The sequence below is a fragment of the Natronosalvus halobius genome (genome assembly GCF_024138145.1).
GTDB lineage: Archaea > Halobacteriota > Halobacteria > Halobacteriales > Natrialbaceae > Natronosalvus > Natronosalvus halobius.
The window spans coordinates 157,323-176,782 of the sequence record NZ_CP099998.1 but is presented as its reverse complement, the minus strand read 5'-3'; the positions used below and the strand labels follow the sequence as shown (position 1 = coordinate 176,782).

The window sequence follows — 19,460 nt, the reverse complement described above, 5'->3', positions numbered from 1 at the left end:
TTCTCCGGTAGCTGTTTTTGTGCCCCGGAAAGAGCGAGAGCTCTATCGAAGGTTCTCACCCAGAGGTGACTTCCTGTGAGTCAACAACAGAGTGCCAACAACGTCTCAATTGACGCCATTCCAGTCGATATCGCGAACGCCCAATCAGATGACGTCGACCCCGCCGATGTCCTCGACGAAATCGAGTCGATCACCCGTGGGCTTGCTGGTCAGCATCCGCCGACGAATCCGCTGGTCGTGCTGAAAGCTGCTCGGTGGTGGTACGTCCATGGCAAGGGCGGAACGGATCCCGCCTTCCGGTGGGCCATCGAATGGGCGCGACACCTTGCGGCCGACACACCCAGCGACGTCGAGCGGTTTGACGCGTTCCTCGAGTACCTGGTTACGGTCGGCTTCGCTGAGGAAACACACGAACTCCGGTGACCCACATCTGCGTTCAGAATTGACGCCTTGGGAGTGACTCAACTACTCCGTCCAACGTCGAAATCGAGGATCTGATCAGACGACTCCAAGACCAACCAGGCCGGGATGACTCATGCGAGAATAACCGTTCTAACCAGTTCAACGAGCATCTGAATGAAGACAACCGCCGGTGCGAGCGCGTTGCCCGACGGGAGCGCGAGCGCCAGTGGGAGGATAACCAGTGAGTTTCGCGTTGCGGAGGTGAACACTGGAACTGAGTTCATATGCGTCTAGGACGTAGTAGACCTGATGACAAAAATCGCGTTCGTCTGTGTCGGAAACGCTGGGCGGAGTCAGATGGCGACAGCACTTGCAGAACGCGAGCGAGACACCCGAGCGCTCGATATCGAGATTGTCACCGGCGGCGTGGATCCCGCCGACTCCGTCCACGACGACGTTATTGAAGCCCTCCAGGAGGAAGGAATCGACATCAGTGATCGCAAGCCCCGTGAGATCACTCCCGCAGACATCGAAGACGCGACGCACGTCGTGACGATGGGCTGTTCGGTCGAGCAGTTCCAGCCAGACGGTTGGTCGGGAGAGAGTGAAGTCTGGGACCTCGATGCATCCGATACCGGAGCACAGTTAGAAGAATTCAAACGCCGGGTTTCCCGATTCTTCGACAACCTCAGCGAAGAAGAGCAGTAGTGAATCAGCGTCGGGTGTGGGCAAACTGGGGAAGTAACCAATTCTAGTTATGAAGAGATTACTGGTCACCGAATCTCGTTACTGAATGAATTCATAAGTTCAGAGCCCTCATCCCCAGATAGTGGCTCATTCGAGCGATTACGAACAGACACCCGCCATCGATTTTTCAGTCGGTGAGTTTACTGGCGCGTTAGGAGATTCGGTTACAGTCTTTCCCATTGTCGTCGCTATCGGTGCGCTGACCGACCTCTCGCTCACCCACCTCCTTCTGGGATTCGCGGTATTCCAGGTCGTGTGGGGACTCTACTACGGGTTACCGATGTCCGTCGAACCGATGAAGGCCCTCGCTGCGCTGGTGATCGCTGGGTCACTTACCGCAGGCGAGCTCGCGGTCGCAGGCCTCCTCGCCGGAGGTATTCTTCTCGTCGTCGGATGGACCGGAACGCTCGGCCGGATTACCCAGTACATCGGTCAGCCCGTGATTCGCGGTGTCCAAGTCGCGGTCGCGCTTATCCTCCTCGAGACAGGCATTCAACTCAGTCTCAACAGTGTTCCGTTCGCACTCATCGCGGTTGCTATCGCCGGTATTGTCATCCTCGCTGGGTATCACCGAGCGAGCGCACTCGTTGTCCTCTGCGTCGGTGTTGGTATCACCGTTGCTCAGACAGGCCTTCCAACACCGGTATATCCGACCGTCGCAGTCGACCTTCCAAATACACAGGCACTCTCGATCGCAGCTGTAGAAGGGACGATCGCCCAGCTTGCAATGACGGTTGGGAACGCGGCCGTCGCGACCTCACTGCTCCTCTCAGATTTCTACGATGCAGACGTCTCAGCTGACGAACTCGCATCCAGTATGGGTGTAATGAACCTGGTTGCAATCCCGCTCGGGGCGATGCCGATGTGCCACGGGAGCGGAGGCGTGGCCGGAAAGTATGCGTTCGGTGCACGCACCGCCGGGTCGAACCTCATTCTGGGGGTGATCTATGCGATTGCCGCCGTGATCGCTGTCGGGATCGTTGCCGCGTTCCCCCTGTCCATGCTCGGCGTGGTCCTCGCCCTGATCGCCGTTGAACTCGGACGAGCAGGACTCAAGACCGATCACCTGGCGCTTACGATTGGAATCGGACTCGTCGGGCTGGTGGCCAACGTCGGAATCGCCTTTGTCCTCGGAGCACTCGGGTACCTACTCCTCCAACGACTCCAGTAGCGGTACGTCCAGGCTGCTACCGATTGCTGTTCGCTCGAACTCTCCAACGTTTTTATACGCCCCTGAGGGGTGCGGCGCGTCCTGAATCGACGCAGTCGCCGTGAACTCGATTCAGAGTACACAATGGCTACGACCAGTGATTCGTCGGCCTCCTTCGAGGAGACCGACACACGAAAAGACGAGATGCACAGTACGATCGAACAGTGGATCGACGACCTCGTTAACGACGTTGATGCGGCGCAGGCCAGTGATGAGTTTCAGGAGTGGCTCGACGTCCAGAGTCGTTTCCACGATTACTCCCATCGGAACACACTGCTCATCAACCTCCAGTGTCCCGAGGCGACGAAGGTCGCCGGCTTCAACACCTGGCGGAACGAGTTCGACCGGCACGTCCAGGAGGGCGAACAGGCGATCTGGATCTGGGCGCCGATCATCACGAAGCAGTGCCCAGCATGCGAGAACTCGCCGAGCTACCACGAGGACAGCGACTGTGACTACGACGAGAGGCCACCCGAGGAGTGGTCGAAAGGGGTCGTGGGATTCAAACCGGCCGCTGTCTTCGATATCTCGCAGACCGAGGGCGAAGCCCTTCCCGAGCTAGAGACGGAGGTGACGGGCGACGCCGAGGACCTCGTGCCTGTACTCAGAGAGGCAGCGGATGATCTCGGCGTGACGGTTCACATCGTCAACGCTGACGAGTGGGTGCACGGCGACGCGAAAGGCGTCTGTAAACAACGGGATATCCATGATTTCACGCCGATCGTGGCGGCGAAAGCCCGTCCGAACCAGGCCGACCTCGCGGTCACGTTGATTCACGAGTACGCTCACGTGTTGCTCCATTTCGACGTCGACGATGAGGACGAACGGTCGAAACGCGAGGTCGAAGCGGAGGCCGTCGCGTACATCGTTGGTCGGTATTGCGGCTTGGATACGAGCGGCTCGGCGTTCTATCTTGCTGCCTGGCACGGCGACGACCCTGAGGTGATCCAGGATCGACTCGGGCGGATTAGTTTGACCGCCCAGGAGATAATCGAGACGATCGCCGAGGGCTGAAGACACCGTCTCCCCCAGTTAACCAACAAAACTATGCTCTTTGCGTCTATGTTGGTTAACACAGATCGGCCCATGTCCTACGAGCCACCGACGCCCCCTGCGGATCTCCCCACCAACGTCATCGACACACTCAACGACTACTCGCTCGAGCAACTCCGGCGCGTTGCCCGCTATGCCGATGAACTCGCCGAGTATCGCGAGCGCGAGGCCCGCCTTGCCGAAGCGGACGAGGAAGACGAGCTCAACGAGCGCTCTGACGAACTTCCCGATGACGTCCCCTCGAAAGCGACACTCACGATCAAGGAGATCAACGACAACCGCTACTACTACTGGCAGTGGCGGGATGGAGATCGCATCAAGTCAAAGTACAAATCTCCAGTGAATTCAGACGAGTAGCCGAACTAGTACCCCCAATCGGAGAACCAGTTATTCGGAGGGCACCCCGTATGCGAAGTGAAAGACAGAAGCAGTTATCGCTCGGGTCGCGGAGCGGTCTCGTATCGTTTGATGTCGTCGGTCTTCTCCACTCGATCGTAGATCTCTCGGAGGGGTTCCTGCGCTCGGAGGAGCTTGTGCTCCTCGAGGAACTGCCGACCACTCTCACTGACCCCGTAGAACTTGTACGGGAGATCGTTCTATCGACGGTCCTCCGACAAGAGGACTTCCTCGACGATGCCGGCGTCGACGAGGTGCTGGAGGTGCTGACGAATCGTCGTCTGGCTCTTGCTCGGGTTGACGTAGTCGAGTTCCTTCAGCGTCGTCAGTTCCGACGGATGCCCGAGGATGTCCTGGAGGAGTGCGAATCGCGTCTCCTGGGTGACGACGTTGAGCCGCTCCCGAACGGACTCCAGGTCGCCTGAACGTCGGTGTACGTGGCTTTGTGGAGTGTGTTTTTGGCTTTGACGAGATGGTCGGGGTCGTCGTTCCATCCATAGTCCGAGACGTGCTGGGCGGCTTGGCGAAACTCCTCGAAGGTCTGGTCAACGTCCGAGCGCAGTGGGGAGAGAGCCTGCCGTGGAAACAGGCAGGCGATGACTCGCCACAGGACGGGAGCCGTAGTGACACGGCCACGACTCCGTCCGAGACGGCAAAGCCGTCTCGGGGTCACGAGAGACGCTTTGCGTCTCTCGAACGACACCGTGAGGAGAGCGAGACACCCTCGCAGCTGACGCTCACGGCGCTTCAAGAGTCGAAACCCACTGCCAGCGACGACGAACTGACATTCTCACCGTGTCGGAAGCCCTGCCGTTTACGGCGGGGAGGATGTCACATCCGGTTCGTCGAATTCGAGTGCCTCTCCTACGGCTTTGGGAAGCGTGGGTCGCGGTGCGTCCTCGTGGCGCTGCACCCGCTCGGATTTTTTCGTTTCCTCGTAGACCGCGCGTGCAACAGGGACGCCCCGCAGGAAGTTATGCTCGTAGAGGATCTCAACCCCGCGCTCGGTCGGTCCCCAGAACTTTGACGGGAGATCGCGCGTCGACACGTTGGGTTCGTGCACGAAGACGTCAAGGATTCCTGCTTCTTGGAGCGTCTCGAGCTGGTCGAGGATGGCCGCCTCGTTCTTCGGAATCATGTAGTCGAGTTCGGCCAACGACGCGAGGTGTGCTGGGTGACCGAGGACCAACTGCAAAATGAGGTGGCGTGTCTCCTGGGAGAGTAGCTCACGCATCCGCTGTTGCTCTGCGAAGGAATCCTCGAACCCTTCGGGGGCCGTATCGCTCATACTGTAGAGTAGTGGACTCGACTGCATAATGGTTTGGGCTGAACGAGTCAATAGAATCACTAAAACACTGAGTCAGTTAGAAATGCCTTTTACTCAGCCAGTACTGTTCCGGCTTATGAGTGCTCCATCCGTCCCCCCAAACTCGGGCGAGATCATGAAGGCTGTGCAGCAGGCCATACGCGGACTCGACGTCGGGTCGACGGAGGCCGTGCGAATCCTCTCGTGGGCAAACAATGAGACGCCGGCAATCTACGACCGTGATCAAACCGCGTATCTCGTCCTCGGGAGCTATCGTGATCCGTATCTCCGCCGAGTACGGGCAGTGAGTGATCGGCTGAACCGCCGATACGGAACGTATGCTTTTCTCATCGGAGACCTTTCAGACATTAAGCTCCCCCGACTTCCGGAGTTTCGTGTGAAGTTCCATATCACGGCGACACTCTGTGATTACGTGGCTGTCGTATTCGAGCAAGGCGCGGGTGGGGAGATCAATGAACTCGGCAAACTGGGCGAAACCGAGTACTTCGAAAAGGCGTACGCCTTCCCCCGTGCCTACCAGTGGGAAACGGAAGATCACCTCACTGACGAACGTGATGTAGTCGCTGCTGCTGCGCAGATCAGCGCTGCCACCGACATCGATGACGAGACAGAGATTGCAGTACTCGAGGCCCTCATCGAACGAGCAAACCAATCTGGGATCGACATCTCGGTCGATACGGTGAGGACCACGCTTGAGGAACACGATATCGATGTTCCGTCGTACAGCTGGGTGCATCTGAACGACTTCCGTCTCTTCGAACTCCACGGGCGATGTTATCCCTGGACGACTGAGGAAGAGCTACTCGACGCTACAGGTGATCTTCCAGGGTCACCGAGACCAGGGTGGGAACAGCAATAAGGCTAGTTTTAAAAGTAATTGGTTTTGTTGAAATCATCAAGGGGTGATAGGCTTCAACGACCATGCTGAATCCAGAGCGCGGATGTGGCACCAGTCTGAGGGGGATCCGCGAAGATCGGTGATCGGTCAGTACAGGTGACGCAGGCATCGTTCTGGACGGAGGATCAATATAGGATCTATTCTTACTGCGAATCGACTTCTTCGTAATACTCGATAATCTCCTTCATACACCACTGGTTGAGTCCTTGTGATGTGAGCGTGAAAACCAACGTTGAGACAGGTTTGCGTTTGTACGCCGCGTAGAGACCATAGAGCCCGATTGGGATACTCACGGCGTTTAGGATCTGTGGGTAGTCGAGACCGATGAGGCGGTGCCCGTCGTTAGTCCAGCGTTCTTCAGCACGTACGACCTTATACATCCAGTCATCCAACTCTTCACTTGGTTCGCGGAATAGCACCGGATTGATGATTAAGAACAGGAGAGTGAGCCCCAACAACTTCCATTTCCGATGGTAAAGTGCGCCCACGGCCACGAACCCTGCTGCTATTCGACTCCACCCGCTCTTCGGATTGGAGTGTCTGGCCCACATATTCTCTATCTCCATCAACTCTTTGAGCATATCGACTATCTCGAAAGTGAGACGTTCCACTGTCACATTAACATTCCGCCACAGCGTTCAGTAAGCACGTGTAGTGTGCAGTAGATTCACGTGAATAAGTCTCTAAAGAAGAGGGTTTCAACAGAGCCATCTGAGAGGAATTGTTGCCGACTCAGCACACGACATTGACATCCACCCACGACTGAAGTCGTGGGCTTTCTCCTTGACTTCGTGTAATGCAGCAGACGTTCTCCGGGTGTGCCTTGTGAGGCAGTACTCGGGTTCGAGGCAGGCATGACGTATACGTGAGGGACAGACGAGCGGGTCACCCACCAGATCTGTGTCGACTGTGCCGTCCAGGAGCATCTCGAGGGGGTGAAAACTGACGAGATAGAGGAAGTGCAGTAACGTCTCTAATTGACCGGAATATGTATGATGAATTGAGAGTAGAGTAGCGTATGGGAATGTTGAATGAGAGCTACGTCTGCTGGGACTGTGAGAAAACCACTCTCCAAACGGACCGAGACTATCTCAAATCCGAAACACCTGATTGCTCGGTGTGTGGAAAAGAGATGGAATTTTTTGATGCGGAAGAACTTGGAGCGCCAGACATGCCCTCGTTTGACTAACGCGACCTCGAGACAGGATTACTCAGTCAGCGTAGTCGCCGTCACTTTCTCGGTCGCTGATGAGGGGTCGCCAGAGACAATTCGTTTCGCCAGTGTTACGAGACAGTTTGTGTAGCGCGGGAGACGAGCGTGCACACTCCTCGGGTTGATTCAGAGGGCAGCTAGTTCACCGGAGTAAGTCGTTCTCTTCGGCGTCTAAACACGGCCTCACCACTCAATCTGGTCAACACAGTAGACACACGCAGCAATCGATCCGTCAGGCATGATGTACATCTCGTCTTGGGAAACGACTTCCCCGCAATTCCCACAGGCCTCGGGGTCACGTGGCCCGTAGATGAGCCCCCCATTGAGGTCCATTTCCGCCGCGACGAGAGCCTCGAGAATCTCTTCGATCGGTAACGAGTGGACAACCTCCATGTCCGAGCTGATGCCCTCGCAAAATGTGGAGGCATCCTCAAATCGATCGAGGCAATCCTTCAGACGGCTATCGGCGGTGTTCTGATAATGGAGCTCGCCGCGGTTTATCTCCATTGCTCACCGCCTCGTCACCCACGGTGGCCTTGATGGTGGTCGAGCAAATCTGACCGATAACATCGATAATGCCGAACGGGCGTTGTCGTCACAGTCTGGTCCTGGTGTCGAGATTTCTCGCACCCAAGGTTTCGCTGTGGACATGGTGAGGGTAGCACCACTCCCACGAGCATATAGCTTCAACCTTGTGCCCACGCAGGTACCGCCAGGACGAATCCACTCCAGCTCGTCGCGGTTGGCCTCGAGGCAACTCATCCGGTCCATCAGCGGCGTTGATATCCGTCTCCGTGGCCTCGAGGAGGCCCTGCCGTGGGTAGTCATAGAGGGCGATTCCTTGGAGGAGGCAGAGATGCAAGCACGCTGCGATTTTTATTAACGGTTTATAGACTGCCGGGTCAATCTTGATTATCGCTGATTTTTAACATACCACTTATGATCGCCCTTTCCTGGAATATCCAGGGTGCGTGGCCGGGAGCTCCCAGAGAGCGGGTTCGGAATCAAATCGATTTCATTGCTGAATACGACGACCAACCCGATATTCTGTTCTTTCAGGAAGTCAGCAAATATCGCACCGAGATCCGCGACTACCTCGCTGAGGTTGGCTATCATACAATCGAAGACACGCTCGATTGGGCCTCGGAACTGGGTGATAGTACCGTACAACCCCATCAAGATATTTCACACACTAATGGGAATTTGACCGCCGTTCGAGGCAAAGCTGAGCTTACCCGTAAACCGCTTGATATCCTCGGAGAGGACTTCGATAACGTGGATGTGAAGAATCTGAACACACATTATCCAGAGAAAATCCTGGTAACTGACTACGAGATCGGGGGCCAAACAATTGAGTGCTGGAACGTCAGAGCAGTTCCCGGAAGTATGAAAGGCGAAGAGAAAATCAAAATTCTCGAAACAGTTTTCCAACGGATTGTCGATTCAGAAGAACGGCTTCGACTACTCGCGGGTGATTTCAATACTCCCGATGAGGAATTGTGTGACGGACAGGCGATCACGCATATCCAGGACAAAGACCCAAGGATTCGCCATCGGTGGCGTAATGCCGAGTTGAATATTCTCAAGGGATTGGGCCACGCCGGGATGATCGATACGTTTCGAGCAATCAACGGGTTCGGTGAACTCGATGTGTTGGACGTGAGCCATGCAACTCGCACGGACGACCCATTAGATGTTCCGGCAGGGGAAGTGAGTGGAGTGAGGTTCGACCACATCTTTGCATCGACTGAGTTGCATCTGTGTAACTCCTTTTACGACGTCGAGGGGTTTCGCTACAGCGACCATGCCCCACTACTCGCGGAGTTCAAACTGTGACCTGATGGTACCTCAGAACAGCTGAACCACGCTTTGTTTGTGCTGAATACGTTCTCTATATCTCGCACGCTGTCTCTTTCGAAGAACTCACGACCGACAGAGGACATCGACGTCACAGCGGTTTTGAAATTGGATCCCCAAATTGACGGAGTGTGATATCTGATTCAGTGCGTTCTGAGTCAAAGTTCACGTGATCGACGAATAGCATCCCCGTGACCTGCTTCGAGTCAAGCACATCGTCTTGATATTCCATGTATTCTCCATCCTTTCGCACATAGGCCATATACTCGAGGAGTTCGCGCAACCCTTGTGCTGCATACGAGGAATTCGTGGTGTACTTCACCTCACCGACGAAAACAGCATCTGGACTGGTGGTGTCCTCGTCATAGCGTTCGAGGATGATATCGGGGCGGCCGCCCCACAGGGAATCGCGCCCAGTAATATCGAAGAGGTCGTCAGCGAGCTGTTGCCATCGATCAAGGACGTTGATGGTCCGGTATACATAGCCGTCTTCGGTCGGACGATCAATTTCAGCGAGTTGCTCGCTGAAAGAGAGCGTCGAACTGCCTGTCGAGTTGTGATAGAGCAGATATCGAGAGGCGTTTGTTTCCCAGGACGCCACGATGTCCGATCCACCATCAAGGAGTTCAAATTGAACCGAGTCATAACAGTCGAGAATGCGAAACACCCAGTAGAGTTCAAACAGCGTCTCGGTCTGTTCCGGCCGAATGAAGGTGTTCTCGAGGAGGGATGTCGCTTCAGTTGCATCCAGGTCGTAGTTCATCAATCGCCGATACCTGTCGAGCAGCTGGGCCGCCTCTGAATACAGTGGGTTCCGTGACTGCTTTACCGACCGAAGCATTCGATTCGTTACCTCGTGGTCCGCTGACTCAATCCGGCGGAGATAGATGTTGTCACGGAAAATATCGTCAAACTCGTTGGCGAACTGATTCTCGGCATCGACCCATTCGGCGAGCCAGCCGTAGTCCGCCGGCGATTCGAGCGCATGTTCGAGATCACCGAAGACAATTTCGTGAATCCGAGCTAATAGCGATTTCAATACGATGTTCTCCTCGATATCGTAGTTCTCTCGCGTCTCACGACAGACGTACTGATTCCGTCGACCCCCACCCTCGCGATACCGGCGTTTGATCGTCTCGTCCCACGCAACACGGCCACGAATCTCTCCCTCCCGTGTAACGAGGCGATGTGAATTAGTCGTCTTGAGTCTTCGAACACGGTCCGGAAGAGTACGTACGAAATCAATGACGCCGGGACGATCTCCGTCCCGTTCAGTGAGCACGAAGTGAATGCGGAGCAGCCGGTCGAGGTCGTCGACGTTCAGATCTGGATCAAAGTCACGCAACACCGGGTCGAGTCGAACGCCTTTGTCGACGTACGTATTGAAGTCATCGGCGATGGCTTCGACCAGTTTACGAGCGCTCGTCTTTCCCATGGTCACTCCTCAAATTTCGATTCGGGCATGCCAAAGAATTCAGCGACGAACTCGGTCAGTTTGTCTCGAACGACAGGTGTGTCGTTACTCAGCCGACGGACGAACCGGACGAGTTCATCCTCACGGAGCCCTTCGAGTTGTGGAACCACGTAGAGGGCGATCGGGGATGCATAATCACTATCAGCCGTTGACTCGAGATATCGGTAGAGATCTTCGACAATCGCCGGTCCAATCTCACGAGATTGATTAATTATCTCCCACGTGTCGGCGACCACATCGCACCGATCGTTATCAACCTCAACGCCTGACCAGAGGCGGACGTATTGTTCGACGAGTTCGCCATCTATGTCGTCTGGAACGGGGACGTGAACGAAGGCCCACCGCCGCATGAACGCATAGCTCATCTCGTAGAGCGAGGTCTTGTCGAGCGTATTCATCGTGGCCACCATCCGCCATCCGTCAGGCACATAATACAGGTTGGACGAAACGTCTCGGGTTCGACTCTCACTCGATCCGAGAATCTCGATCTGGTTGCCGTCCTCGTCAGTGAACGGAAGGACGACGTCCTCCCCGGTGAGTGCCGTGAACAGCGAACCAAACGCCTTGTCGATATCCGCCCGATTGATTTCGTCGACGATCAGCCACTGATTCTGTGGCTGTGCCTCGTCGTTCTGGAAGCGATCAAGGAACACTCCTGGTTTGAACACCAGGTTATCTTCTCGATCAGGTTGGTAGCCACCGATCGTATCGAACGTGGACCAGTCAGCGGTTGCAGTCGCCATCTTGAACTCGTCCTCGACTGCACTTCGGCAGATTTCTTTGGCGAGTTTCGTTTTCCCAGTGCCAGGGGGGCCGACCAGGAGAACGTGTTTCCCATTTTGCAGTGCGGTCTGGATGCGCTGCCGTAATTCGTCGATTTCGGGGAAATAGAGATCCGTGACGTCCACTGCAAAGTCATCTGGAAGCGTCGTCCCTGTATCCTCGTAGGCTGCGTACGTCTCGAGCGTCTCCTCGTCCGCCACATCGGTGTTCGACTGTTCTTCGTCGTCTTCGATCTCTCCTGGACCGTGCGGTCGCGTATCGTAGTTCAGTATCGCGAATTCGACTTCCCAGAGATGGGGTGTCTCGTCTCGGTTTTCATCGATGAGCTGTCGTATCTCATCGGTCGTTTCCCAAAATATTCGATAGGCTGCATCGAGGCTGTCGACTGGTGACCAAATGCCGAGTTTCTTGTATGCACTCCGACTGGACTGATGGTAGATTGGAATTCGATCGGATTCTCGGATATGCCAGAAGTAGGAGAGAAACGCTGGAATATACCCTGCCTGGGGGGCCTTTCGTTTGTTTTCTGCGTTCGCTTTCAGATCATTGACGAGGGCTTCGAGTTGTCGGATCGCCGCTTCGGCATCCTCTTTCGACTCGGGGGCGGGCAACACTGTTCTGAGTTCGCGAGCGACCTCGCCGACGCGATCCTGGCGGGTCGCAGAGTTACAGAGCATATTGAAAAACATCTGGCTGGTCCCACGGAATCCCCACAACGAGTGTTGTTTTCCCTCGCTATCAGCTTCATCCCGGAATTGAAGCAGATCGATGTCACTCTCAAGAAACGAGTCGATAAAGGCCGAAATCTTAGGGAGTCGCTCTCGTCGGGAGTACTCTACCGCGCTATATTTTCCGCGCTCACCATCTTTGTCGACGTATTCATAGTCTGCGTCGGCAAAAGCATCCCAGAGTTCGAGAATTTCCTCTCGCGGTTCGTGTTCCATACTCCAGGACACCAGATCCTCACATGTAACTATTCGGTTGTTTGATGTCCTATCGGGTGTCCTCCCCTGAAAGCCCCCGGCCGCTCGACATTCCGCGACCACGCGAGATCCCGTCCCGCTTGCTCCTGATCGTGCTAAAGCTCACCGGACATGAGCGCCTCTTACCCGATCGAAGCCTCGATCTCGTATGTCAGAGTCCGTCAGGGTTTGAGTGGGGCGACGCCGGAAAAGAGGATGTCCTCATCACTGAGGCGGTCGGGAATCGGCGAAATATCTACGACCGTCATCTCCCGCCGTAACCCACTCTACCTGCGGAGACGGAGGACCGACAATCATTTTTAACCAACAACACTATGGGATGAGAGTCCGCGTTGGTTAACACGGAAGAATCGATGTCCTACGAACCACCAGCCCCATCGGCGAACCTCTGCTTGACAAACTCTCCGATACATCACGTGTATCACCGGCTCAATTCTGGCTTCATGTCGAGTGGGCTGGAATCGGCTCTCACTGACGCGTAAACGCGCTCGGCCCACTCGCATGCAATCGGCGCATCCGTATCGACGAACACCTGCATTAGACCGGTGGTTTCGTCGTAGCCTCCGATCCCGACGCGGTCGTCAAAGAGAGCGAGACCGTACGGCAGTTCATCACGCGTCCGGAGGGCCAGGTGCCCACTATCGATCGCTTCTTGTGCGCGGTCGGGATACGTCTCGAAAAGTTTCTCCACGATGTGCGGGTGGTAGATGATCTCAGTGTCAGTTTCCTCGAACACTTGCTGGTGGAACTCACCGAGGATCAGCGGAGCCATGTGCGTCGTGTTGAATCCTCGGAAAGTCTCTGATTCGTTGACGAGGGCGATGAACCGCTCGACTGGACTGTAGGGATCGTTGGGTTCGGCGACGGTGACCGTCGCGTCCACGAATGGTTCGACGACAAACTCTCGGTGATCCTCACAGATGACCTCGAGAAGCGGTGTAAGTCTGTGTGCCGTCCGCACGTTCGCCTCGAACCGGAGGACCTCCTCAACGACAACTTCGCCGCGCCAGGTCAGCTGGAATCGGCCATCGACCTTCTCGACGAATCCCTGCTCGTCGAGCCACTGCGTGTAGCGGTGGCTCGTCGCGCGCGAGACCTCGAGTCGCGCTTCGATTTCTCGGCGATCGAGCGGTTCTCTCAGCAACGCTTCGAGAACGGGGCCGTGGCGGACGATATCTCCGAGGAGTTCTGTATCGATGCGGTCGCCTATGGTGTCCATACGCTCGCCGAGGTAGCGACGATTCCGTTCGTTTTCCATGATTGCCTCGAAGACCGGTGAGCCAGGTGGTGGACGGCTATCATCGTTCACTCGGCCGTCCTGATCAGGATTCATGTGATTCCCTCACTAGACAGAGCCTATCACAGATAGTAACTCTATCCCATCCAAGCTTCGAAACTCGTCTCACGGGCTGAAACCATGCTCTCGACGTCGAACGCTGTTCGATAGGTGAGGCCAACGTCCATGCTATCGTTCGGCTTTGCATGGCACAACACTCCATTCCCGACGTACAGAGTGAACAGTTCGAAGCAGAACTCCACGGGGACTTGATTCGTCCCGGCGATGCTGACTACGATAGCTCGCGGGCAGTGTGGAACGGGATGATCGACAAACAGCCGGCACTGATTGCCCGGTGTCGTGGCGCCGGAGACGTCATCAGCGCGGTGGACTTTGCCCGTGAGCACGACCTGCTCGTGGCAGTGCGTGGCGGCGGGCACAACGTCGCCGGGACCGCGGTCTGCGACGACGGGCTCGTCATTGATCTCTCGGAGATGAGAGGTGTGTGGGTGGACCCTGACGCGCAGACAGCGTGGGTCCAGGCTGGTGCCACGTGGGCAGATGTCGATCACGAGACCCAGGCTTTCGGTCTCGCAACGCCAGGCGGGGTCGTCTCGAAGACGGGTGTCGCAGGGCTCACTCTCGGCGGTGGCATCGGGCATCTTCGCTGTAAGCACGGACTCAGCTGTGACAACCTCCGGTCAGTCGACCTGGTCACCGCGGACGGCACGTTCGTGACTGCGAGCGAAGACGAGAACCCAGCCCTCTTCTGGGGACTCCGCGGTGGCGGCGGGAACTTCGGGGTGGTCACCGGCTTCGAGTTCGACCTCCACCCGGTCGGACCCGAGGTAGCGACTTGTCTCGTGTTCTATTCGAGGGACCGACTGGGCGAGTGTCTGCGGGCGTACCGCGAGTACGTCGCGTCGGCGCCCGCAGAAGTCAGCATACTCGCGTTAGTGGGCGTGATGCCCGACGAGGAACTCTTCCCGGCGGACGCAGTGGACGAAACCAAAATCGCCATCACGGGCTGTTACGGGGGGTCAGCCGCGGACGGTGAGCGTGCGCTCGCGCCCCTGCGGGAGATTGCCGAACCGATCGCCGACTTCAGCGGACCGATGCCGTACGTAGAATACCAGCAACTCTTCGATGCGGACTACCCCGATGGAATGCGCTACTACTGGAAGTCGCTGTACCTCGACGGCCTGTCGACGTCCGCTATCGATCGAATCACCTACTGGTCCGACGTGGCGCCGTCACCGCTGTCGACGGTCGATGTCTGGCAGTTAGGGGGCGCGATTGCCCAGGTGGGTGTGGAGGAGAGTGCGTTTGCAGGGCGTCACGCTCCGTTCCTGCTGGGCGTCGAAGCGAACTGGGAACGCCCGGAGGACGACGATGCCAACCTCGAATGGGTGCGCGACTGTCTCGACGATATGCGCCAGTTCTCAGAGGGGTCGGTATACCTGAACTTCCCGGGATTCCTCGAAGAAGGTGAGGACATGATGCGGTCCACGTTCGGACCGACATACGAGCGGTTGGTCTCGCTCAAGAACGAGTACGATCCGACGAATTTCTTCAGCCTTAACCAGAATATCACACCGTCCGGACGCGCTCGAGCCGGCGATGGGAGCACTTCATGAGTGATCGAGACACCGAATGTATGGCAGCCTAGTGGCGGGTATCGACAGGTCGTGGTAGACCGATGAGTATACTGGTAGCGCCACTGGCCGTCCTGCTGGTCGCCTCGGCTTTCGACGAGTTCGGGCAGGCTGGCGCCACGGTTGGTTTCGTTCTGGCGGAAGCGCTCGTGCTATACGTCGGATACGGAGCACTGGTGCGGGTTGCTAGTCCGGCCATCAGCGAAAACTCGTGAATACCTGATCATGGAGTTCCTCGGCCTTCGTCTCGTGATGGCCGGTTTCTTCGTCGGATTTGGCCTGCTCACCGGTATCCTCTTCGGCTTCTTCGGGACGAGTGGATCGTTTCTCGTGACCCCGCGCTGTTGGTACTTGGATATCCGGCGTCAATCGCTGTCGGGAGCGGACTCGCGTTCGTCTTCGGCATCAGTGTCATCGGTGTGCTTCGGCACCGTGCAGTTCTGGTCAGTGGTACGATCGTCCACGCATCGCTCGATCGGCTCAAGAAGAATCGACACCGTGGGTCGCGACAGGCCCGCTAACGACTTACATGGCTTCGATTGTTCTTTACGTGAAAGTAGGCGCAAAGCCCCTTTCTCAGCGAGCACAAATCGAAGGAATGGCACGAACAGGCGGCGGATACAGCGTCCCCCGCCGGACCGAGTTCTTCTCGGTTTCACCTACCGACGTTCGCCCAATAATTATAATCTCCGCCAGTAGTTCACAGATTTCTGGAAAAGACAGTAGGAACCATTATTCGATTTCCACGCCTGAGCACGTCCGGGTACGTATGACCCCTACCACCTCGATAGTGACAACACCTGGTATCGACCGACGATCACTGTTAAAGACGGTTGGCCTTGGGCTAAGCGGGGCTGCCCTGCTCGGCTCAACAGCGAGTGTCAGTGCACAGAGCAACGAATTAGCGCAAGAACTGAACGAAGTACGCAGCGCGACGCAGGTCTACCGTGATGTTGCAACTGCACGGGAAGATGGATACGCGACGGAAGTGTCACCGTACGTCCCGAATATGGGTTTTCACTTCGTGAATCCCGCTCTCGTGGCCGCCGATGCAAGCACCCCGGTTTCTCTCTCCGAACCACCGATTCTCGTCTATTACACCACCGGGAACTACAGCCCTGGACCGGGAGCGGTCCACGATCCCGACCGTGATGCCGAGTTACGGCTCGGCGCAGTCGAGTTCGCTCACGGGGAAACAGGTGTCGCCGGCAACATCTTCTCTGATGAGACCGCTAGCCGAACCCTCAAAGTGCCGGAAGAAGCTGGCTGGGGACCGATCCCTGGTACACCCCTGTCGGCGTTACACGTCTGGGTCCACCGAGGAAACCCGGCTGGTGTGTTCAACCCTACAAACCCACGGGTCGATTGAACAGCCAGCCTCCCCTCGATTCCTGGGACGTGAACTACTCCGCCCACAAAAAGCTCACGTCAGTCGCTTCAGCGGCGGAAATCGGTTAAAGCTCATGACGTTCGGTCCACACACCGAGATACCAGAATACTGGAGCAAGATCCTGTGCTTTCTCCGTGGCATTGTATTCGACGCGGGGCGGGATCTCATTGTACGCTTTCCGCGTCAGCAACCCAATCTCTGTCAGTTCTTCGAGCCGATTCGAGAGCGTGTTCGGCGCGATATCGACTACTTCCTCCAGATCACTGAATCGTAACGGCCCCGCCCCGGTTGCAAACTGGTGAAGGATCACGATGGTGTGTTTCTTCCCCAGCAGGTTCAGGAGTGCAGACATCGTCTGATTGTCCACCGCTGCCCGTTCGGAGCCGGGAGGCCGTGCCTGCTCGTTGGAGAGGATCGTCTCGAGAAACTCTTCGGCATGCGATGGTTCGACCATGCCACGACTATACCAGATGAAGCCGTATAACTTGTTCCTTCGAAGTCCCTAAGTAACGTAGCATTGGGTAAGCTACTTCATGACTTCGAACTTGGTAGTATATTACTTCATCCGGTGTAGTTTCAGGTATGGCCTCAATGGAAGTCACCGACAACCCAGCCATCGAACCGTCGATCAGTCTGACTCGGATTGCCGTCTACGGACTACTGGCGATCGTCCTCACCAGTTTCGTCAACGGACTCATTCGTATCCTCGCGGTCACCGTGTTCGATGTCCCGAACGTCTTCGCGCTCTGGTGGGAGCCAGTCCTCATCGCCTCAATGGCCGGGGCGATCGGAGCAACCCTCGTGTACGGTGTTCTGACTCGACTTTCGAGCCGACCGAACCGGACCTTCACGCTCATCGCCGTAATCGTGCTCGTCCTCTCGTTTGCCGGCCCAGTGAACGCATACCTGTCTCCGCCACCCGGCCTCGCTGACGCACCCTGGAGCGTGTTTGCCACGCTCGTCGTCATGCACGTGGCCGCCGCAGCTATCATTATCGGCGTGCTGACCCGCACCACGAACCAGGAGGTCGCATCCCGATGACGCCGATCGGTCCATCCAACCGGTCCAGAGGCAAGACCCGGCCACACGTCGTTGCCGTGTCTGGCAGTCGACGCGCCGGGAGTTATACCCGAAGAGCGCTCAGGGAGGCACTGTTCGGAAGTGAAGCAGCTGGCGGAACAACTGAGTTGCTAGACCTGGCAGACTTACAGCTCCCTCCGCTCGGCCCGAGTACGGATCCACCGAGAGACAGCGAAACAGTGAGACGGACGATCCGTGAGGCTGATGCAGTCATCCTGGGGACGTCTATGTATCACGGCTCGTATTCGGGTGTATTGAAGAACGCCCTCGACTACTGCGGATTCGACGAGTTCGAAGACGCGACCATTGGCTTGCTCGTCGTTTCCGGTGGACCATTTCCCACGCCAGCGTTCGGTCATCTTCGCGCCGTTTGCAGGTCGCTGAACGCCTGGGTGCTCCCGCATCAGGCAGCGCTCCCGCGGGCACGTACCGTGTTCGACGAGAGCGGATTCACCGACGATGATCTCCGAGATCGTGTTCGGACACTTGGTAAATGCGCTGTCGAGTATGCCACAATCGAACCGGGACGGGTCCCAGAAATCTCGTGTCGAGAGGTGTGATCCGAGCCATGACACTGCATATTGCCACACAGGACGGCGTCTACCGTTCGCAACGCGGTGATCTCGACGACGTTGAACGGGTGCTCGATTCAGGGGTCACACTCGGCGTGCAGTCGTTCGACGAACACGGAACGTTCGTTACATCGAAAACTGGCCTGTACCGCTCTACAGCTAGTGGGAGTACCTGGGACCGGCTGGATGTACCACGACCCGAGGTGTACGCCGTTACAGTCAGCCCCGACGGTACCCGGCTGTACGCGGGCACACATCCGGCCCACCTCTACGTCTCGACAGATGAAGGGAGCACGTGGACCGAGCTAGACGGGTTTCAAGAGCTTCCCTCCCGCGATCGCTGGCACACGCCTCGTCATCGGGGGGAATCCCACGTCCGAAGCCTCGGTGTCTCCTCCGACGCTCCGAATCGCGTGGTCGCTGGCGTTGAAGTCGGCGGCGTCCACGTCAGCGATGACAACGGCGAGACGTGGACCGAACGACGCGACGATCTCCAGACCGCGCGAGAAGACGATCTTCAGTACGATGTCCACCATCTACTCGTCGTCTCCAGCGACGAGTACGTCGCATCGTGTGGTGGCGGCCTTTATCGAACCCGCGATACCGGGTACTCGTGGACGCGCCTGGACACCGGACTGAACCAATCGTACTTCCAGGAGGCGTTTGCCCATCGGGGGACGTTGTACGCTGCTGCTCAGACGCTCCCACCAACCCTGCCGGCAGGAAGCAGGTACCGGAAACAGGACGTGGACGCTGCACTGTTCGAATCCACGGACGGTGGAGACACGTTCGAGGCCAAGTCGTACCCTGGTGCACCAGACGAGTTCATTTGCGCCTGGACAGCAGTCGACGGTCGGGTACTCGCTGGGACCACAGAGGGACGAGTGATCATTCGTGACGACGGCACCTGGACCTCGCTCGGCTATGTTCCGAACTGGATTCGGTCGCTTTCACACGGCTCGGGGGAGTGATAGCGAAGCAAGTAAAGACCGCTGATGGATGCCGCCAACCAATTCTACCAGACGATCCACACCTACTGAAGCGATTCGTCCACTCTCTTACGAGATATCGAAAACGAACAGTGATCAATTTTAGCATAAGTACTGGTTTGGAACAAGTGTTTTGTACTCAACCTCAAGAGTAA

The 19,460-nt window shown here is 56.8% G+C and carries 21 protein-coding genes and 3 pseudogenes; 15 read left to right on the top strand and 9 right to left on the bottom strand.

The features are described from left to right. Positions 1-75: 75 nt before the first annotated feature. The gene (locus NGM15_RS17735; protein ID WP_253438398.1) at positions 76-423 is read left to right on the top strand and encodes a DUF8013 domain-containing protein; all 348 of its coding nucleotides are present in this window, start codon (positions 76-78) and stop codon (positions 421-423) included. A gap of 38 nt (positions 424-461) precedes the next feature. Here NGM15_RS17735 and NGM15_RS18845 read toward each other — a convergent pair. Next, positions 462-671, bottom strand: a pseudogene (locus NGM15_RS18845) (arsenic resistance protein); the annotation flags it as partial. A 40-nt stretch (positions 672-711) separates the two neighbouring features. Between NGM15_RS18845 and NGM15_RS17725 the strand changes: the two are divergent. From NGM15_RS17725 to NGM15_RS17710, 4 genes are all read left to right on the top strand, one after another. Then, positions 712-1,110 (top strand): arsenate-mycothiol transferase ArsC, encoded by a 399-nt coding sequence (locus NGM15_RS17725; RefSeq protein WP_253438396.1) that lies wholly within the window; start codon positions 712-714, stop codon positions 1,108-1,110. A 121-nt stretch (positions 1,111-1,231) separates the two neighbouring features. Then, positions 1,232-2,320, top strand: coding sequence for a putative sulfate/molybdate transporter (locus NGM15_RS17720; RefSeq protein ID WP_253438395.1), 1,089 nt, complete (start codon positions 1,232-1,234; stop codon positions 2,318-2,320). A 123-nt stretch (positions 2,321-2,443) separates the two neighbouring features. After that, positions 2,444-3,373 (top strand): ImmA/IrrE family metallo-endopeptidase, encoded by a 930-nt coding sequence (locus tag NGM15_RS17715; RefSeq protein ID WP_253438393.1) that lies wholly within the window; start codon positions 2,444-2,446, stop codon positions 3,371-3,373. Positions 3,374-3,445: 72 nt separating this feature from the next. Next, on the top strand, positions 3,446-3,769 hold the full coding sequence (locus NGM15_RS17710) for a DUF6788 family protein (protein ID WP_253438391.1): 324 nt from the start codon (positions 3,446-3,448) through the stop codon (positions 3,767-3,769). A gap of 74 nt (positions 3,770-3,843) precedes the next feature. Here the strand turns inward: NGM15_RS17710 and NGM15_RS17705 are convergent. Then, positions 3,844-4,224: pseudogene (locus NGM15_RS17705) on the bottom strand (helix-turn-helix domain-containing protein). Between the two features lie 398 nt (positions 4,225-4,622). Then, positions 4,623-5,096, bottom strand: a complete 474-nt coding sequence (locus NGM15_RS17695) for an ArsR family transcriptional regulator (RefSeq protein WP_253438390.1) — start codon at positions 5,094-5,096, stop codon at positions 4,623-4,625. 115 nt (positions 5,097-5,211) lie between these two features. Here NGM15_RS17695 and NGM15_RS17690 point away from each other — a divergent pair, with 115 nt between their 5' ends. Then, positions 5,212-5,994 (top strand): DUF8170 family protein, encoded by a 783-nt coding sequence (locus NGM15_RS17690; protein WP_253438388.1) that lies wholly within the window; start codon positions 5,212-5,214, stop codon positions 5,992-5,994. A 182-nt stretch (positions 5,995-6,176) separates the two neighbouring features. On the opposite strand, the gene NGM15_RS17685 is transcribed toward NGM15_RS17690, so the two are convergent. Beyond that, positions 6,177-6,614, bottom strand: a complete 438-nt coding sequence (locus NGM15_RS17685) for a DUF6653 family protein (RefSeq protein WP_253438386.1) — start codon at positions 6,612-6,614, stop codon at positions 6,177-6,179. A 315-nt stretch (positions 6,615-6,929) separates the two neighbouring features. Between NGM15_RS17685 and NGM15_RS18975 the strand changes: the two genes are divergently transcribed. After that, positions 6,930-7,001, top strand: coding sequence for a hypothetical protein (locus NGM15_RS18975; protein WP_425494498.1), 72 nt, complete (start codon positions 6,930-6,932; stop codon positions 6,999-7,001). A 428-nt stretch (positions 7,002-7,429) separates the two neighbouring features. Here NGM15_RS18975 and NGM15_RS17680 read toward each other — a convergent pair whose 3' ends face one another. Further along, positions 7,430-7,753, bottom strand: a complete 324-nt coding sequence (locus NGM15_RS17680) for a hypothetical protein (protein WP_253438384.1) — start codon at positions 7,751-7,753, stop codon at positions 7,430-7,432. Between the two features lie 432 nt (positions 7,754-8,185). Between NGM15_RS17680 and NGM15_RS17675 the strand changes: the two genes are divergently transcribed. Further along, positions 8,186-9,082 (top strand): endonuclease/exonuclease/phosphatase family protein, encoded by an 897-nt coding sequence (locus NGM15_RS17675; protein WP_253438382.1) that lies wholly within the window; start codon positions 8,186-8,188, stop codon positions 9,080-9,082. A 112-nt stretch (positions 9,083-9,194) separates the two neighbouring features. Here the strand turns inward: NGM15_RS17675 and NGM15_RS17670 are convergent, their stop codons facing one another. The 3 genes from NGM15_RS17670 to NGM15_RS17660 form a co-directional block, all read right to left on the bottom strand. Then, on the bottom strand, positions 9,195-10,538 hold the full coding sequence (locus NGM15_RS17670; RefSeq protein WP_253438381.1) for a hypothetical protein: 1,344 nt from the start codon (positions 10,536-10,538) through the stop codon (positions 9,195-9,197). Between the two features lie 2 nt (positions 10,539-10,540). After that, positions 10,541-12,037 carry an AAA family ATPase gene (locus NGM15_RS17665; protein ID WP_253438379.1) on the bottom strand — a complete coding sequence of 499 codons (1,497 nt, stop codon included), beginning with the start codon at positions 12,035-12,037 and terminating at the stop codon, positions 10,541-10,543. Between the two features lie 727 nt (positions 12,038-12,764). After that, complete coding sequence (locus tag NGM15_RS17660; RefSeq protein WP_253438377.1) at positions 12,765-13,676, bottom strand: helix-turn-helix transcriptional regulator; 912 nt, start codon at positions 13,674-13,676, stop codon at positions 12,765-12,767. A gap of 149 nt (positions 13,677-13,825) precedes the next feature. Between NGM15_RS17660 and NGM15_RS17655 the strand changes: the two genes are divergently transcribed. The 4 genes and pseudogenes from NGM15_RS17655 to NGM15_RS17640 all read left to right on the top strand — a co-directional run bounded on the left by NGM15_RS17655 (position 13,826) and on the right by NGM15_RS17640 (position 16,643). After that, entirely contained in the window at positions 13,826-15,256 is a 1,431-nt protein-coding gene (locus NGM15_RS17655) for an FAD-binding oxidoreductase (protein ID WP_253438376.1), read from the top strand. 92 nt (positions 15,257-15,348) lie between these two features. Beyond that, on the top strand, positions 15,349-15,489 hold the full coding sequence (locus tag NGM15_RS17650; RefSeq protein WP_425494497.1) for a DUF7512 family protein: 141 nt from the start codon (positions 15,349-15,351) through the stop codon (positions 15,487-15,489). Positions 15,490-15,499: 10 nt separating this feature from the next. Next, positions 15,500-15,708 (top strand): annotated as a pseudogene (locus NGM15_RS17645) (sulfite exporter TauE/SafE family protein); the annotation flags it as partial. Positions 15,709-16,043: 335 nt separating this feature from the next. Next, a complete protein-coding gene (locus NGM15_RS17640; protein WP_253438373.1) occupies positions 16,044-16,643 on the top strand; it encodes a hypothetical protein in 600 nt (199 codons plus the stop codon). A gap of 85 nt (positions 16,644-16,728) precedes the next feature. On the opposite strand, the gene NGM15_RS17635 is transcribed toward NGM15_RS17640, so the two are convergent. Further along, positions 16,729-17,118 (bottom strand): winged helix-turn-helix transcriptional regulator, encoded by a 390-nt coding sequence (locus NGM15_RS17635; protein WP_253438371.1) that lies wholly within the window; start codon positions 17,116-17,118, stop codon positions 16,729-16,731. A gap of 128 nt (positions 17,119-17,246) precedes the next feature. Here NGM15_RS17635 and NGM15_RS17630 point away from each other — a divergent pair, with 128 nt between their 5' ends. From NGM15_RS17630 to NGM15_RS17620, 3 genes are read left to right on the top strand one after another with little or no spacing between them, the layout of a single operon-like run. Beyond that, positions 17,247-17,705 (top strand): DUF6069 family protein, encoded by a 459-nt coding sequence (locus tag NGM15_RS17630; RefSeq protein WP_253438369.1) that lies wholly within the window; start codon positions 17,247-17,249, stop codon positions 17,703-17,705. Then, entirely contained in the window at positions 17,702-18,304 is a 603-nt protein-coding gene (locus tag NGM15_RS17625) for an NADPH-dependent FMN reductase (RefSeq protein ID WP_253438368.1), read from the top strand. The genes NGM15_RS17630 and NGM15_RS17625 overlap by 4 nt, the downstream gene beginning before the upstream one ends. 8 nt (positions 18,305-18,312) lie before the next feature. Continuing rightward, positions 18,313-19,287 (top strand): WD40/YVTN/BNR-like repeat-containing protein, encoded by a 975-nt coding sequence (locus NGM15_RS17620; protein WP_253438365.1) that lies wholly within the window; start codon positions 18,313-18,315, stop codon positions 19,285-19,287. Positions 19,288-19,460 lie beyond the last annotated feature (173 nt).